We start from the raw sequence: 16,201 nt of genomic DNA on the forward strand, positions 1-16,201 counted from the left end.
CAACAACCAACAAGAAGGCGACGCTATGACAGGCCAAGGCAAGTTCAAGAAACAACTTTCACTGATAGACCTCACGTTCATCGGACTGGGGGCGATCTTCGGTTCGGGCTGGTTGTTCGCCGCCAGTCACGTGTCAGCCATCGCCGGCCCGGCAGGGATCTTTTCCTGGCTGCTCGGTGGTTTCGCTGTGTTGCTGCTGGGCATCGTCTACTGCGAATTGGGCGCCGCGTTGCCCCGTGCCGGTGGCGTGGTGCGCTACCCGGTTTACTCCCACGGCCCGCTGCTCGGTTACCTGATGGGCTTCATCACGCTGATCGCGTTTTCCAGCCTGGTGGCGATCGAAGTGGTCGCCTCGCGGCAATATGCGGCGGCGTGGTTTCCCGAGTTGACCAAGGTCGGCTCCAGCGACCCGACCGTGCTTGGCTGGTTCGTGCAGTTCGGGTTGTTGTGCCTGTTTTTCCTGCTCAATTACCGCAGCGTGAAGACCTTCGCCATGGCCAACAATCTGGTCAGCGTGTTCAAGTTCATCGTGCCGCTGCTGGTGATCGGCGTGCTGTTCACCTTCTTCAAACCGGCGAATTTCGAAGTGCACGGCTTTGCGCCGTTCGGTCTGTCCGGCATCGAAATGGCCGTGTCGGCTGGCGGGGTGATCTTCGCTTATCTGGGCTTGACGCCGATCATTTCCGTGGCCAGTGAAGTGAAGAATCCGCAACGCACGATCCCGATCGCGCTGATCCTGTCGGTGCTGCTGTCCACCGCGATCTACGTACTGCTGCAAACCGCGTTCCTCGGTGGCATTCCGACCGAAATGCTCGCCAATGGCTGGGCCGGCGTCGCCAAGGAACTGGCCCTGCCGTACCGCGACATCGCCCTGGCACTGGGCGTCGGCTGGCTGGCGTATCTGGTGGTGGCCGATGCGGTGATCTCGCCCAGTGGCTGCGGCAACATCTACATGAACGCCACGCCACGGGTGATCTACGGCTGGGCGCAGACCGGGACGTTCTTCAAAATTTTCACCCGCATCGATGAGAAGTCCGGCATCCCGCGCCCGGCGCTGTGGCTGACCTTAGGCCTGTCGGTGTTCTGGACCCTGCCGTTCCCGTCGTGGGAAGCGCTGATCAACGTGGTCTCCGCCGCGCTGGTATTGAGCTATGCGGTGGCTCCGGTGACGGTGGCCGCACTGCGCCGCAACGCGCCGGACATGCCGCGTCCGTTCCGGGTCAAGGGCATGAGCGTGCTTGGGCCGCTGTCGTTCATCATCGCCGCGCTGATTGTCTACTGGTCGGGCTGGGGCACCGTGTCGTGGTTGCTCGGCCTGCAAATCCTGATGTTTGTCATCTACCTGTTGTGCGGGCGCATGGTGCCGACCGCGCACCTCAACCTCGGCCAGCAAGTGCGCTCGTCGGCGTGGCTGATCGGCTTCTACGCCGTGACCATCGTCCTCTCCAAACTCGGCAGTTTCGGTGGCATCGGTGTGCTCAGCCATCCGTTCGACACCGTGATCGTCGCCGTCTGCGCGCTGGGCATCTACTACTGGGGCGCCGCCACCGGCGTACCGGCACGCCTGATTCGTCTGGAAACCGAGGACGACGAAAGCGAAGCCGCTGAATCCTCCACCCATTCGGCAACGGGCCAGCGCCCTGCTCACGCCTGACCTTCACTCAAGGGACGAACCATGAAACGACTGCACATCATCGATTCCCATACCGGCGGCGAACCCACACGTCTGGTGATGAAAGGCTTCCCCGAGCTGCCCGGCAACAGCATGGCCGAGAAGCGCGACGCCTTGCGCGAAGGCCACGATCAATGGCGCCGCGCCTGCCTGCTGGAGCCGCGCGGCAACGACGTGCTGGTCGGTGCGCTGTACTGCGCGCCGGTGTCGCCGGACGCCACCTGCGGGGTGATCTTCTTCAACAACGCCGGCTACCTCGGCATGTGCGGCCACGGCACCATCGGCCTGGTCAACTCGCTGCATTACCTGGGACAGATCGAACCGGGCGTGCACAAGATCGACACCCCGGTCGGCCCGGTCAGCGCCACCCTGCACGAGAGCGGCGCGGTGACCGTGGGCAACGTCCCGGCCTGGCGCTACCGCAAACAGGTGCCGGTGGACGTGCCCGGTTACGGTCGCGTGTTCGGCGATATCGCCTGGGGCGGCAACTGGTTTTTCCTCGTCTCCGAGCACGGCCAGGACCTGCAGATGAGCAACGTCGAAGTCCTCACTGATTACACCTGGGCGATGCTCAAGGCCCTCGAAGCCCATGGCATCCACGGCGAGGACGGCGCGCTGATCGACCACGTCGAACTGTTTGCCGACGACGCCCACGCCGACAGCCGCAACTTCGTCATGTGCCCGGGCAAAGCCTACGACCGCTCGCCCTGCGGCACCGGCACCAGCGCCAAACTCGCGTGCCTGGCCGCCGACGGCAAACTCGCCGAAGGCCAGGTCTGGACCCAAGCGAGCATCACCGGCAGCCAGTTCGAAGGGCGCTTCGAATGGCATGGCGAGCGCGTGCGCCCGTTCATCACCGGCCGCGCCTACATAACCGCCGACGCCACCCTGCTGATCGACGAGCAGGACCCTTTCGCCTGGGGCATCTGAGTGCCCCGCTTTCTACCGATCTGAATGAATGTCCCGAGGAGCTACAACAATGAGCGATAACATCTTCACTGGCTGCATTCCCGCGCTGATGACCCCGTGCACCGCCGCGCGCAAACCTGACTTCGACGCACTGGTGGCCAAGGGTCGCGAGCTGATCGATATCGGCATGAGCGCGGTGGTTTACTGCGGTTCGATGGGCGACTGGCCGCTGCTGACCGAGGCCGAGCGTCAGGAAGGCGTGGCGCGCCTGGTGGCCGCTGGCGTACCGACCATCGTCGGCACCGGCGCGGTCAACAGCCGTGAAGCGGTGTCCCATGCCGCGCACGCCGCAAAAGTCGGCGCGCATGGCCTGATGGTGATTCCGCGAGTGCTGTCCCGTGGCGCTTCGGCCACCGCACAAAAAGCCCACTTCGCCGCGATCCTCAACGCCGCGCCGAACCTGCCGGCAGTGATCTACAACAGCCCCTACTACGGCTTCGCCACCCGCGCCGACCTGTTCTTCGAACTGCGCCGCGAACACCCGAACCTGATCGGCTTCAAGGAATTCGGCGGTGGCGCCGACTTGCGCTACGCCGCCGAGAACATCACCTCGCAGGACGATGCCGTGACCCTGATGGTCGGTGTCGATACGCAAGTGGTGCACGGCTTCGTCAACTGCAACGCCACCGGCGCGATCACCGGCATCGGCAACGCCCTGCCGCGCGAAGTGCTGCAACTGGTGGCGCTGAGCAAGCAAGCGGCCAAGGGCGACGCCAAGGCCCGGCGCCTGGCGCGCGAACTGGAAGCGGCGCTGGCGGTGCTGTCGTCGTTCGATGAAGGCTGCGATCTGGTGCTGTATTACAAGCACCTGATGGTGCTCAACGGCGACCGCGAATATGCCCTGCACTTCAACGAAACCGACGCCTTGAGCGATGCCCAGCGTCGTTACGCCGAGACCCAGTACGCGCTGTTCCGCCAGTGGTACAAAAACTGGTCCGCGGAACAGAACCTCGCCTGACCGCAACCCCTGCCCCGGCGTGATGCCGGGGCCTCACCTCTTTTTTTCAAGGAAGCGTCATGACTCTGACAGGCCACATGTTGATCGGCGGCCAAGCCATCGCCGGCAGCCGTGAAGCGATCCGCGCGATCAATCCCGTCACCGACGCAGTGCTGGAACCGGCCTATGCCGGTGGCACTGCAGAGCATGTCGTACAGGCCTGCGCACTGGCGTGGCAAGCCTTTGATCGTTATCGCGAGACCTCCCTGGAGGCGCGCGCTGAATTTCTCGAAACCATCGCCAATGAGATCGAAGCCCTTGGCGATGCGCTGATCGACCGCGCGGTGGCCGAAAGCGGTCTGCCCCGCGCACGGATTCAAGGCGAACGCGGGCGCACCTGCGGGCAATTGCGCACCTTCGCCCGCACCGTGCGCGCCGGCGAATGGCTGGATTTGCGGGTCGACCACGCTCAGCCCGAGCGCCAACCCGCTGCACGTGCGGATCTGCGCCAGCGGCAAATCGCGTTGGGGCCAGTGGCGGTGTTCGGCGCCAGCAACTTTCCGCTGGCGTTCTCCGTGGCGGGCGGCGACACCGCGTCGGCGCTGGCCGCCGGTTGCCCGGTGATCGTCAAGGCGCACAGCGCACATCCCGGCACCAGTGAACTGGTCGGCCAGGCGCTGACTCGCGCAGTGAAAAAATGCGGTTTGCCTGAAGGCGTGTTTTCGCTGCTGTTCGGCTCCGGCAACGAGGTCGGCATTGCGTTGGTCAGCGATTGGCGCATCAAGGCTGTGGGCTTCACCGGCTCGCGCAGTGGCGGCCTCGCCCTGAGCCGAGCGGCGCAAGCGCGGCCGGAACCGATTCCGGTGTACGCGGAAATGAGTTCGATCAATCCGGTGCTGCTGTTTCCCGCAGCGCTAGCCGCACGCGGTGAGGCGTTGGCGCAGGGCTTTGTGACCTCGCTGACTCAGGGCGCCGGGCAGTTCTGCACCAATCCCGGGCTGGTTATCGCTCACCAAGGGCCGGCGCTGGACAGTTTCATCGCCACCGCCGCCGAAGGGGTCCAGCGCAGCCCGGCACAGACCATGCTTACGCCGGGGATCTCCCGTGCCTATGAAACTGGCGTCGGCGCATTGGCTGAACATCCGCAAGCGCAACGCGTGGCCATCGGTCTGGCAGCTGAAGGCCCGAACCAGTGTCAGGCGCAATTGTTCGTGACCCAGGCGCAGGACTTCCTCGCTGACGCACGCCTGCAAGGTGAAATCTTTGGTGCAGCATCACTGATCGTACAGTGCGCCAACGACGATGAAATCCGTCAGGTCTGCGAACTCCTCGAAGGCCAATTGACCGCCACCCTGCACCTGGATGACACCGATCTGGATCACGCCCGGGCCTTGTTGCCGACACTGGAACGCAAGGCCGGACGCCTGCTGGTCAACGGCTGGCCGACCGGGGTCGAGGTCTGTGATGCGATGGTGCATGGCGGGCCGTTTCCGGCCACGTCGGATTCGCGCAGCACCTCGGTCGGTACGGCGGCGATTCTGCGTTTCCTGCGTCCGGTGTGTTATCAGGACTTCCCCGACAGCCTGTTGCCGCCGCCGCTGAAACAAGCGAATCCGCTGCAATTGCGGCGCTTGCTCGACGGTCAGAGGGAAGCCTGAACATGCCCGACAACCTCACAGCGGACAACGCCGATATCGCGGTGATCGGCGCCGGCATCATCGGTGTCGCCTGCGCCCTGCAACTGGCACGTCAGGGTCAACGGGTGGTGGTCATCGACCGCCAGCCACCCGGTCATGGCGCCTCGTTCGGCAACGCCGGCCATCTGGCCACCGAGCAGGTATTTCCGATTGCCGACGCGTCGATCCTCAAACGTCTGCCGGCGATGCTGATGGACCCGATGGGGCCGCTACGCCTGGACTGGAAGTACCTGCCGTGTGCCATACCGTGGTTCAGCCGATTGCTGCTGAACCTGCGCCCGGCGCCGTTCCAACGCACCGTGGCCGGCCTGCGTGCGCTCAACGAAAGCAGCCTCGACGCCTGGAAGCGCCTGCTGCACAGCATCGCCCGCCCCGACCTGCTCAAGGAGGACGGTTCGCTGGTGGTGTTCGAGCGCGCCGAGTCGCGCCCCGCCGTCGAGGCCTTGCAGGCGCGCATGCGTCAGCAGCAGGTGCCCGTGGATTTCTGGTCGGCCAACGCCGTAAGGGAGCGCGCACCGCAGCTCACCGAACAGATTCAGGGCGGGTTGTTCTACCCGCGCACCGGGCATTTTCTCGACCCGTATCAGGTGGTATGTGAATTGGTGAGCGCGGCCAAAACGGCCGGTGTGCAGTTCTTCCAGCAGGAGGTTCAGGGTGGCCAGTTGCAGGAACATGGCGTGTCGTTGCTCACCGATCAGGGGCGTTTCACCGCGCGGCGGGTGCTGATCGCCTGTGGCGCGCATTCGGCGAAGCTCACCGCGGCGCTGACCGGTAAACGCATGCCACTGGACACCGAGCGCGGCTATCACCTGATGTTGCCGCACGAACACGGACGCCTGCCGTTCGCCGTCACCTCGCTGGAGCGCAAGTTCATCATGACGCCAATGACCGGCGGCCTGCGCCTGGCCGGTACGGTGGAGTTCGCCGGCCTGCAGCGCCCGCCGTTCATGGAGCGCGCCTGGCAACTGCACCGTTTGAGCAAGGGCTTGTTCCGCCATGATTTGAATGCGGAAGACGCAACGCCGTGGATGGGCTTTCGTCCGTCGCTGCCGGACTCGCTGCCGGTCATCGACAAGGTCGGCGACGGCAAGGTGCTGCTCGCGTTCGGGCATCAGCATTTGGGGCTGACGCAGGCGGCGGTGACTGCTGAGATGATTGCTCAGTTGGCGTCTCCCTCGACCCATTCCGGCGTGCCGACCATGGATGCCTATCGACTGGGTCGCTTCTGAGATACCGATGAAACGTTTTTGGTTTCATACTGAGCGCCGACCTTGGCCCCGCGCATATGGAACCGACTATGACCTCATCAATGGATACCCCCGAGCCGCAAGCGATCTGCAACCCGATCACCAGCAGCGCGATCTTCATCGTCGCCACGCTGCTGCCCGGCAGCGACGCCGCCAGTCAGGTGCGCGGCTGGTGCGGCGACATCGCCGCTCTCACCCGTTCGGTCGGCAAACGCGTGCCCGACGGCAACTTGTCATGTGTCTGCGGTTTCAGCGCCAGCGCCTGGGACGCCCTGTTCGGCAGTCCACGCCCGGCATCGCTGCATCCGTTCCGCGAGTTCGGCGTCGAGGGCCGTCGTGCCGTCGCCACGCCGGGCGACATCCTGCTGCACATCCGTGCCGATCAGATGGACCTGTGTTTCGAACTGGCGACCCAATTGTGCAGCGCACTCAATGGCGCGATCACCGTGGTGGATGAGGTGCAGGGGTTCCGCTACTTCGACATGCGCAGCATCATCGGTTTCGTCGATGGCACCGAGAACCCGGTGGGACGCAAGGCAGATCACTTCACCCTGATCGGCAACGAAGACCCGGCGTTCGAATCCGGCAGTTATGTGCTGGTGCAGAAGTACCTGCACAAGATGGAGGCGTGGAATGCGCTGAGCGTCGAGGCTCAGGAGAAGGTGATCGGCCGTACCAAGCTGGCCGACATCGAACTCGGTGAAGAGGTCAAGCCAAGCAACTCCCACAGCGCCCTGACCACGATTACCAAGGACGGCCAGGAGCAGAAAATCCTGCGCGACAACATGCCGTTCGGCCGCCCGGGGGCTGGTGAATTCGGCACCTTCTTCATTGGCTACGCGCGCTCGCCGGAACCGATCGAGCAGATGCTGGAGAACATGTTTGTCGGCAAACCCGTCGGCAACTACGACCGTTTGCTGGACTTCAGCACCGCAGTCACCGGGGGTCTGTTCTTTGTGCCGTCAGCCGACCTGCTCGAAGAGCTGGCCGAGCGCGAGCCCGCGCAGGCGTGACACCGTAGCGCCACGCCCGCCCGTCACTCAGTGTGGCGCGCGCGGGATGGTTTTCAGCAGGTCTTCCGGGCTGATGTGGCCAACCACGCTGCCCGGCTGCGGCATGTTGAGGATGTGGCCTTTCATCTTGCCGATGATGTGCATCTCGCACGGCTTGCAGTCGAACTTCAGGGTCAGCACTTCGTCGCCGTGAATCAGTTGCATCGGCGCGACCTTGGTGCGCACGCCGGTCACGCCCTTGGCCTGTTTCGGGCACAGGTTGAACGAGAAACGCAGGCAGTGTTTGGTGATCATCACCGGCACTTCACCGGCCTCTTCGTGCGCCTCGTAGGCCGCATCAATCAGCTTCACGCCATGACGGTGATAGAAGTCGCGTGCCTTCTGGTTGTAGACGTTGGCCAGGAACGACAGGTGCGACTCCGGGTACACCGGCGGCGGCGTGGTTTCAGCCTTGCGGCTGCCACGCGGATGCGCGGCGACACGGGCGGCGGTCAGCGCTTCGATGACTTCACGGCGCAACGCCTTGAGCTGCGAGTTCGGAATGAAGAACGCCTGCGGAGCATCGAGCTTGATGTCGGTGGCGTGGTACTGGGTGGTACCGAGCTGGCCGAGCAGATCCTGCAATTGCTCCAGTGCCTGTTCCGGCTTGTTGGCGACACCGAACGGACCGTTCAGGGTCACGCTGGCGCTGATCCCCTCTTCACTGGTCGCGGTCACTTCCAGCTGTTCTTCACGCAGACGTGCGACCCAGCTCAATGCGATACGACGCTCGGCAGAGGTCTTCTGCAGCGCCTGTTGCCAGTTGTGGTCGAGGTTGCGGTTCAGCGGATGGTTCGGGCGCAGCTTGTACAGGCCTTCGGGCATTTCGTTCGGCTCGACGCGGTAGCGATAGCGCTTCTCGCCGTCTTCTTCGAACTCGCCTTTCGGCTCGGCGATGTTGGCGCGGAAACCCACGACTTCACGCTTGACCAGCACGTTGAGGCCATCACCGTTGGACAGCGGTTCCTGCGTCACCACCTGCAGGTCACGCTTGCCGACTTTTTCGACGGTGCCCACTGGCAGGCCGGTGAAGGTCGGCGAGTCGAACGCGCCGATGTCGATCTTGCGATCGGTGACAAAGTAGTCGGTACTGCCACGGTGGAAAGTCTTTTCCGGGTCCGGCAGGAAGAAGTGCGCAGTGCGGCCGCTGGAAGCGCGGGCCAGGTCCGGGCGGTCTTCCAGTACGTCGTCGAGGCGTTGGCGGTAGTAGGCAGTGATGTTCTTCACATAGCCCATGTCCTTGTAGCGACCTTCGATCTTGAACGAGCGCACACCGGCTTCGACCAGCGCGCGAATGTTGGCGCTCTGGTTGTTGTCCTTCATCGACAGCAGGTGTTTTTCGTAGGCGATCACCCCACCCTTTTCGTCTTTCAAGGTGTACGGCAAACGGCAGGCCTGCGAGCAATCGCCACGGTTGGCGCTGCGCCCGGTCTGCGCGTGGGAGATGTTGCACTGCCCGGAGAACGCCACGCACAGTGCGCCGTGGATGAAGAATTCGATGGCGGCATCGGTTTCGTCGGCGATGGCGCGGATTTCTTTCAGGTTCAGCTCACGGGCCAGTACCAGTTGCGAAAAACCGGCCTGATCGAGGAACTTCGCCCGCTCAAGGGTGCGGATGTCGGTCTGGGTACTGGCATGCAGCTCGATCGGCGGAATGTCCAGTTCCATCACGCCCAGGTCCTGGACGATCAGCGCGTCGACGCCGGCGTCGTACAACTGGTGGATCAGCTTGCGCGCCGGCTCCAGCTCGTTGTCGTGCAGGATGGTGTTGATGGTGGTGAAAATGCGCGCGTGATAACGGCGGGCAAATTCCACCAGCTCGGCGATTTCGCTCACCTCGTTGCAGGCGTTGTGGCGCGCGCCGAAGCTCGGGCCACCGATGTACACGGCGTCGGCGCCGTGCAGGATCGCCTCGCGGGCAATCGCCACGTCACGGGCGGGGCTGAGCAATTCCAGATGATGCTTGGGCAAGGACATAGTTTTTTTAGTCAGGCTGTCACGGTTAAGGCGCGCATTGTAGCCGCGAAACGCCCGAGCGGCACGCCCGTGCTGCCAAGTGGCAACTTACACGACTCTGTAGGAGCTGCGGCACGCTGCGATCTTTCGACTTGGATTTTCAAGAGCAAAAGATCGCAGCCTCGTTGCACTCGTCAGGCTCCTACAGTTGGATATGGCATTGCATCAGGCCTTGGCAGCCATCGCGGTAACTTCCACGCGCATGCCTTCCACCGCCAGCGACGCCACGCCCACAGCGGCGCGCACCGGCCACGGCTTGGCGAAGAAGCGCTGGTAGACTTCGTTGAACGCCGCACGGTCGGCCATATCGGTGAGGTAGATGGTCAGGTGCATGACCCGATCCATCGAACTGCCGGCCCGTTCCAACGCCACTTTCAACGCCTGCAGGGTGCATTCGCTTTGCAGGGTGATGTCGCCCAGCTCCAGGCTGCCGTCGGCGCGGGTCGGGATCTGGGTCGAAACCAGAATGCCGTTGAAACCGACGACGTCGGAGGAAATCGAATCTGCATCCGGATCAGGGGTGAAGCTGAGGTCTTGATTAGCCATGAAAGTCTCTTGTCTGGAGAGATTGAGGGTCGCCGACGAACAACCTGCCGGGACTTTTCGCGGGGGGAGTTTACACCACCCGGATTTACCCGACCGAACGTCGCAAAGACGCGTCCCAACCGCTCAGGTAACATTGCAATGATGACCATGCGCCACTATTGCTGCGCTCGAATGTTGATTTGGCAGGACTCAAGGAGAAACACATGCTGTCGGAGGGTGCGCTTCGCGTAGAACGGATTTGTCGCGAGCTCGAAAAGTATTCGAGAAACAGAGGTGTTTCAGTAGAAGAGCTGGAGGATATAACTTTCGTCATGTTGGGCGCATGGATCCTGCAAAGCGAATCCAGGACGCACCTCTACGGGTCTCCCAATCGTGCATCAAATCTGGACGATTTGATCTCAAGTATTCTAAATGTCGGCAACCCGAACACGCTGGAACAGGAGTTCGAGCACCTCAGGCGCCTGCTGGCCCAGGCTATGAATTGCGACTGGGTCGGTGTTGCTCGGGGGGCGGGCGTGTTGGCTCTGGCGATCAGCCACATTGCTGGAATGCTCATGTATGAATTGACCGATCTGGACCAAAACGTCCGACGACATGTAATGGATGCATTCTTTTACAAGCTATTCGCCCGGCTCATTCCTACATCGCAAAGGCATAACGAGCTTGTTGCCAAGTACGTGATGCCATTAGCTCATTTTTTTGAAGGAATTGCTGAGCTACAACCCGGGACAGGTGAAGTATTCACGCAAACGCAGATGCCGGAACGTGCGGATGTCAACTTCAATCATCAAAGTGATCTGCCACCCGAGCTGCACCATCGCCTGCGGTTTCTACGTAATCTGCGACTCGCTGCGCATGACATTCCGTTTGAGGGCCATCCATCTAATGGAAGAGCGTTTAACCTGTGGCTCTTTGATAAAAGTCTTACGATCAACAGAGCGGCCTATGGAAACCATCCCGTATGGTTTGAGCGCGAGAACAAACTGGAGGGTTTGGCGAATGCTCGTCGCAAAAGCCGACCACCGATGTTTGTCGTGGTTACAGGAAAAGATCGCCACACCTACAAAAAAGATGAGCACCTGCGTCACGAGCTCATCGCTCATCACCAACTGCGCGCGGTTATCGACTTCACCAGTTTCACTGCAAAGGCCACTTCCACTTCTACTTACAGTCTCTGGTACTTCGCGCCGCCCTTTCCTGACTATCCCGATCGAATCGTTCAGATTGACGTAACGCAACTGCGCCTTAACCCCAGGACGGACGAAATCTTGACCTGCGCATCGCTGGTGGGTGCATTGCTGAAAACCTGGACCGAGGGGCGCCCGGTCTCTCAAACGATACTGCAGGAGTCGGGCGCTCCTAGACGGATCATCGACTTCATCGAACAAGCACTGGGCAAGAGTGATACCGAGATCCCCGGTTTTCTCCGCTTCGTCAGTCAGGATCAAATGCAGGAAAAAGGTTATTCGCTACGTGCCGAGGATTACGTCAAAAGGTTCAAGGATGAGGCCTGGCGTGCGGAAGTCGAAATCGATCCAGTCCTGATGAAGCTTCGGCCAGCCACCCACGGTCAATCGGTGTACCTGATAGGCGACAACGGCGCCGGCAAAAGCCTTGCGTTGCGCGACATTGCGACAGCACTCGCCTTACAGGGACGTGACACCTTCGGTGTGTCATTCGGCACGACCGACAGGTTCGACAGATCAGCGAATGCGGAACCACTGAAATCCCACTTCACCTACGCCGGCGCCCGCAATGTTCGCGGCGGGCCGAACATGAATCGCTTCCTTGGCGAATTGGGAGACATGGTCAAGGATATTTTTGATAACCCCGTACGCCTGGGCTGTTTTGAAACGGCACTGGATCAGTTGGGCTTTCAGCCAAAACAATATCTGGTGCCCGTCAACATGAAGTCCACTTCAGACCATCTGGAACGGGTGTTGGCCGACATTCATCCGCTCTCCGACCTCGGCACAACAGAAAGAGAGCAGGAACAGCTGGAGCAGCGTCGAGCACTGGCAAAAGGCGCATACAAAATCGCTGTCATGCGGCATGAATCCCCAGAAATTGTGGTTTTCAATACCTTGAGTTCGGGAGAACAGCAGATTTTGACAATGGTGATCAAAATCGTCGCCAACGTACAACGCGGCACCACGGTGCTTCTGGATGAACCGGAGATCAGCTTGCATGTGGCCTGGCAACGTAAGCTCCCACATGTACTGCGAGAATTTTCCAAGGTTCTTGACTGCTCATTTGTGGTTGCCACACATTCGCCCATCGTCATCGCTTCGGCCAGCAATGTGCACGACCATTGTTTCGTGATGACAAAACGTCAACTGGAGGAGTTGAGCCCTCATGCACGCAAATCTGTAGAGGCAAGCCTGTTCGAAGGGTTTCGGACTTATACGCCCTACACTCATCATGTTCAGGAACGTTGCGCAGAGATCATCTCAAGAATCATTGGTGAGTCTGATGAACAGGGACAGGTCTGGGGGGATGAAAACCGCTTCCTGGGCGAACTCGAGTCACTAAAAGAGAAGCTGAGCGAGTCCATGGTGCACGGGGTTGCATCGGATCGAACACTTGTCGACAAAGCTATCGCTGCCGTGCGTGAGATTTTGACGCCATGAACCCTTCAAACCGTGGCGACGCAATCCGTATACGTTTGCGCAAAGAACTTGCCGATTATCTGGCGCGCCCCCATCGAACCAAAAAACTTCATGCGCAAACACGCGATTTGTTGCGCACACTGTTTCGCAAAACAAGAAGAGGCCTGGCTGATGGCTGGGCGCTCCTTGACGCACTGGACCCCAAGGAAGACATTGCAACAGGATCTCAACTCAAGGCAGCGTTGCGCGATCAGTTGGTCAAACTGCAAGCAAACCGTTGCTGCTACTGCCGGCGCTGGTTGGTCAACACAGCGTATGCCCGTCCCATTGAGCATGTATTGCCAAAAGCCTCATACGCCCAGTTTTCGCTTCACTTCTGGAATCTCGCGGTGGCGTGCACGGACTGCAACGCCAAAAAGAGCGACACAATCTGGGGCACCATTGATCCGGCACGGATGAAGTATCCGCTTCCAGGTAGTATTGATGACTGGTTTCATCCTCGATTCCACGACTACGATCAACACATACGCTACGTACGCCTGGAGTCCAACGAAACGACCGTCATCGTTTATCAGGGCAAGACTGTGCAAGGTTTGGCGCTTTGCGAAACCCTGTTACGACATATCGCCGCCAAGGAGATGCTGATCGCCAACAACCCGGCGCTAAGCTCTTTCGCTGCAACCATCAATGAGTGCGGTGATCGATTCGAATCGGCAAAAGCGCAGAAGCTGCGAGATTTTCAGGATGAGTTGGGAGCCTCCGTCACACGCATGATTGAAACGTGAGGCTGTCGGGAGGACCCTCCCGCTTCGCCTGGCTATAGCAAAACCTGAAGCTGCTCCTGACACCCCCGATGACAACAGCCACAAATCGCGCGCATAAAAAAACGCCAGCCCTTTCGGACTGGCGTTTTTTCTGAATATGGCAGGGGCGGCTGGATTCGAACCAACGCATGGCAGGATCAAAACCTGCTGCCTTACCGCTTGGCGACGCCCCTGTATCTCAAGCTCTGTAACAAGCTCTGCGAGAATGGGCCGCAATTTACCAACCTTTTTTTGATCTGGGAAGCCCTGAGTGCAAAAAAATTTGTTTTAAAACAGCCAGTTATTTCTGACCCAAGGCAAACACCACGATTCACTTCGACAAATTCAGCGCAATCGCCTCGCGAATCAGCGCTTGCAAGGCCTGCTCATCGACCGGATCGCCCTCATGAAAATCTATCGCCCGGCGGGTGTTGCCCTCAAGGCTGGCGTTGAACAACCGCGCCGGATCGGCCAACGCCGCGCCCTTGGCGAAGGTCATTTTGACTGCCGCCTTGTAGGTCTCCCCGGTACAAATGATCCCGCCCCGTGACCACACCGGAACACCGCGCCACTTCCACTCCTCCACCACCTCGGGATCGGCCTGATGAATGACCTTGCGAATCTCGCTGAGAATGACGCCACGCCAATCGTCCAGTTCAGCAATTCGTGCGTCGATGAGTGCCGAGGCGTCGGTGTCGGTCTTTTCGGGTTTCATGGCGAGCGTCCTCCTCGGCGCTTTGACTGCATCAATCGTAGCTGGCCAACCGAAAAACGCTGGACGCGTGATTTACCCGCTAGCGATCAGGGACTCATGCAATTCCCGATATGCCGCTACCAGTTGCTCAAGGGAGAACGCCCGATTGCGCCCACTGGGATTGGGCAACACCCAGACGTGCGCGTCGCCGAATGTCTTTTCCTGCGCTCCCCACGCCACCACCTTCTGCCCCGACAACGCCGCATACGCAGCCTTGCCAAGAAACGCCACATAGCGCGGCGCATGGCGGCTGATCTTCTGCTCAAAGCCCAGGGCCGCGGCGGCAAACTCCTGCGCCACCAACTGATCCGCCCGCGCCGTGGGCCGCTCGACCACCGCCGTCAAGCCGCAGCCAAATTGCAGGATGCTTCGATCGTCCTCCGCTCGCACCTCATGCGGGGTGAACCCGGCCAGATGCAAGGTGCGCCAGAAGCGATTGCCGCGCCCGGCAAAATGATGCCCCTGTTGCGCCGCGAGCAACCCCGGATTGATCCCGCAAAACACCACCAAAAGCCCCGGCGCCAGAATGTCCTCAAGCCCTTCACCCGCCATGCGCGCGTCCCTCGTTCGCAAACATTTGCAACACCACCCACGGCAACCCCTAGAATGGCCGTCCCAGCCACAGAGCCAACAACAACGATGGACGTCATTCAGACCCTGCGCTGCTTCGTCGCCGTGGCCCAGAGCGGCAGCTTCACCGCTGCGGCCGACGTGCTCGACACCACCACGACCAACGTCTCCAAAGCCGTCTCCAGCCTCGAAACCCGGCTGCACACGCGCCTGATCAACCGCACCACCCGCCGCCTCGCCCTGACCGAAGCCGGTGTGCGTTATTTGCAGCGCGCCGAAAAAATCCTTGATGACCTGCGCGAAGCCGACGAAGAAGCCCGCACCGCCCAGACCTTGCCGGTCGGGCGTTTGAAGATCCACGCCATGGCCGCCATCGGCAACCACTATGTGATCAATGCAATCGCCCGTTACCGTGAGATTCACCCCACGGTGATGTTCGATCTGACCCTGAGCAATCGCCTGCCCGACCTGCTCGAAGAAAGCTACGACATGTCGATCGTCCTCGCCCGCGACCTGCCCGATTCCGGCTTCGTCGCGCAACGCCTCGGAACCACCTATAGCATCCTCTGCGCTTCGCCGGCATACCTGGCCAAACGCGGCCACCCCGCCACACCCGCCGACCTCGCCGCGCATGACTGCCTGCGCATCGTCAACACGGTGATGCCCGCAGAAAACTGGGTGTTCGAAGGGCCACAAGGCATGGAAACCCAGAATATCCCCGACTCGCCCTTCCACATCAACACCGCCGACGGCATGGCCACGGCGATCAGAAATGGCATGGGCATCGGCATTCAGCCGCTGGCATCAGCCGTCGAAGGATTGGTGGGCGGAACGCTGGTGCGGGTACTGCCGCAATACCGCCTGGAGGAATACAACCTGTTCGCGATCTACCCGTCGCGCAAATTCGTCGACGCCAAAATCAAGACCTGGGTGGAGTTCCTGAAAACCGCCATCCCGCAACTGCTGGCATCCGATGAAGACATGGCCGGGGCCAAGGAGCTTGCCAACGCTTAGTGCCGCAGACCTGGAGTGTCGACCCTCCAGCGCCTGCACCGACATCAACCGTTGGAGCAGCCGCTGCCCATCACCTGGTATTGCACGACATGCCGTGCACCGTTCGAGTCGTCATAAGTCATCTGCACCGGCACCGCGCCGCACAGATTGGCCGCTTCGGAGATCGACACGACGTGGGCGATGCCTGCTTGAGCGGCGGCGTTGTAGGCCTCGACTTGCGCGGTTTCATCCGCCGCAAAGGCTTGCGCGCCGATACCGCCAAGGGCCAGAAGAACAGCGATTTTTACAATGTTCATGATGTTCACCGTCTCGTGG

The 16,201-nt window shown here is 60.9% G+C and carries 14 protein-coding genes and 1 tRNA gene; 9 read left to right on the forward strand and 6 right to left on the reverse strand.

Annotated features, from left to right (window positions below):
• The first annotated feature begins 25 nt into the window (after positions 1–25).
• The 6 genes from LOY52_RS14690 to LOY52_RS14715 all read left to right on the forward strand — a co-directional run bounded on the left by LOY52_RS14690 (position 26) and on the right by LOY52_RS14715 (position 7,535).
• Positions 26–1,654 (forward strand): APC family permease, encoded by a 1,629-nt coding sequence (locus tag LOY52_RS14690; protein WP_258674610.1) that lies wholly within the window; start codon positions 26–28, stop codon positions 1,652–1,654.
• Between the two features lie 21 nt (positions 1,655–1,675).
• Entirely contained in the window at positions 1,676–2,602 is a 927-nt protein-coding gene (locus LOY52_RS14695) for a 4-hydroxyproline epimerase (protein WP_258674611.1), read from the forward strand.
• A 49-nt stretch (positions 2,603–2,651) separates the two neighbouring features.
• Positions 2,652–3,599 carry a dihydrodipicolinate synthase family protein gene (locus LOY52_RS14700; RefSeq protein ID WP_027613817.1) on the forward strand — a complete coding sequence of 316 codons (948 nt, stop codon included), beginning with the start codon at positions 2,652–2,654 and terminating at the stop codon, positions 3,597–3,599.
• Between the two features lie 59 nt (positions 3,600–3,658).
• Positions 3,659–5,236: an aldehyde dehydrogenase (NADP(+)) gene (locus LOY52_RS14705; protein ID WP_258674613.1), complete on the forward strand. Its 1,578-nt coding sequence runs from the start codon at positions 3,659–3,661 to the stop codon at positions 5,234–5,236.
• A gap of 2 nt (positions 5,237–5,238) precedes the next feature.
• Entirely contained in the window at positions 5,239–6,504 is a 1,266-nt protein-coding gene (locus LOY52_RS14710; protein ID WP_258674615.1) for an FAD-binding oxidoreductase, read from the forward strand.
• A 68-nt stretch (positions 6,505–6,572) separates the two neighbouring features.
• Complete coding sequence (locus tag LOY52_RS14715; RefSeq protein ID WP_258674616.1) at positions 6,573–7,535, forward strand: Dyp-type peroxidase; 963 nt, start codon at positions 6,573–6,575, stop codon at positions 7,533–7,535.
• Between the two features lie 27 nt (positions 7,536–7,562).
• Here the strand turns inward: LOY52_RS14715 and LOY52_RS14720 are convergent, their stop codons facing one another.
• Together LOY52_RS14720 and LOY52_RS14725 are read right to left on the reverse strand one after the other, a co-directional pair.
• Complete coding sequence (locus LOY52_RS14720; protein ID WP_258674618.1) at positions 7,563–9,551, reverse strand: U32 family peptidase; 1,989 nt, start codon at positions 9,549–9,551, stop codon at positions 7,563–7,565.
• A gap of 204 nt (positions 9,552–9,755) precedes the next feature.
• Complete coding sequence (locus tag LOY52_RS14725) at positions 9,756–10,136, reverse strand: RidA family protein (protein ID WP_202371273.1); 381 nt, start codon at positions 10,134–10,136, stop codon at positions 9,756–9,758.
• Positions 10,137–10,339: 203 nt separating this feature from the next.
• On the opposite strand from LOY52_RS14725, the gene LOY52_RS14730 reads away from it, so the two are divergent.
• Both LOY52_RS14730 and LOY52_RS14735 read left to right on the forward strand, forming a co-directional pair.
• Positions 10,340–12,766, forward strand: a complete 2,427-nt coding sequence (locus LOY52_RS14730; RefSeq protein WP_258674620.1) for an ATP-binding protein — start codon at positions 10,340–10,342, stop codon at positions 12,764–12,766.
• Positions 12,763–13,530: an HNH endonuclease gene (locus LOY52_RS14735; RefSeq protein WP_258674622.1), complete on the forward strand. Its 768-nt coding sequence runs from the start codon at positions 12,763–12,765 to the stop codon at positions 13,528–13,530. Before LOY52_RS14730 ends, LOY52_RS14735 begins: the two co-directional genes overlap by 4 nt.
• Before the next feature lie 137 nt (positions 13,531–13,667).
• On the opposite strand, the gene LOY52_RS14740 is transcribed toward LOY52_RS14735, so the two are convergent.
• The 3 genes from LOY52_RS14740 to mug form a co-directional block, all read right to left on the reverse strand.
• A tRNA-Gln gene (locus tag LOY52_RS14740) sits at positions 13,668–13,742 on the reverse strand.
• A 137-nt stretch (positions 13,743–13,879) separates the two neighbouring features.
• Positions 13,880–14,263, reverse strand: a complete 384-nt coding sequence (locus LOY52_RS14745) for a DUF1801 domain-containing protein (RefSeq protein WP_258674624.1) — start codon at positions 14,261–14,263, stop codon at positions 13,880–13,882.
• Between the two features lie 72 nt (positions 14,264–14,335).
• Positions 14,336–14,854 (reverse strand): G/U mismatch-specific DNA glycosylase, encoded by a 519-nt coding sequence (gene mug, locus LOY52_RS14750; protein WP_258674626.1) that lies wholly within the window; start codon positions 14,852–14,854, stop codon positions 14,336–14,338.
• An 87-nt stretch (positions 14,855–14,941) separates the two neighbouring features.
• Between mug and LOY52_RS14755 the strand changes: the two genes are divergently transcribed.
• Positions 14,942–15,886 (forward strand): LysR family transcriptional regulator, encoded by a 945-nt coding sequence (locus LOY52_RS14755; protein WP_258674628.1) that lies wholly within the window; start codon positions 14,942–14,944, stop codon positions 15,884–15,886.
• A gap of 44 nt (positions 15,887–15,930) precedes the next feature.
• On the opposite strand, the gene LOY52_RS14760 is transcribed toward LOY52_RS14755, so the two are convergent.
• Complete coding sequence (locus LOY52_RS14760) at positions 15,931–16,182, reverse strand: DUF2790 domain-containing protein (protein ID WP_258674630.1); 252 nt, start codon at positions 16,180–16,182, stop codon at positions 15,931–15,933.
• Positions 16,183–16,201 lie beyond the last annotated feature (19 nt).

Origin of the sequence: Pseudomonas sp. B21-051, from assembly GCF_024748795.1 — a bacterium.
Taxonomy (GTDB): Bacteria; Pseudomonadota; Gammaproteobacteria; order Pseudomonadales; family Pseudomonadaceae; genus Aquipseudomonas; species Aquipseudomonas putida_A.